The 242-nt window shown below is 55.4% G+C and carries 1 protein-coding gene; it reads left to right on the top strand.

Annotation, left to right across the window (positions count from 1 at the left end; translation table 11 throughout):
• On the top strand, positions 1 to 242 hold a 242-nt coding region (locus ACTHRE_RS11175; RefSeq protein WP_440345286.1), incomplete at both ends, for a PrpF domain-containing protein.

The following is a 242-nucleotide window of genomic DNA, read 5'->3' as shown; positions in this document are numbered from 1 at the left end:
ATCAACAACGATGCCGCGGCTCTGGAAAAATTTGAAACCATCCGCGCGTATGGTGCGCTGAAAATGGGTTTGATCAGCGACGTATCCGAAGCTGCTACGCGCGCCCATACTCCGAAAGTCGCTTTTGTCGCCCCTGCGGCCGATTACACCGCTTCAAGCGGCAAAACCGTCAAAGCCGCCGACATCGACTTATTGGTACGCGCACTGAGCATGGGCAAATTGCACCACGCCATGATGGGTAC

Source organism: Neisseria sp. P0001.S007 (assembly GCF_051963655.1).
Lineage (GTDB): Bacteria > Pseudomonadota > Gammaproteobacteria > Burkholderiales > Neisseriaceae > Neisseria > Neisseria subflava_A.
This window is presented reverse-complemented; position numbering and strand designations above follow the sequence as displayed.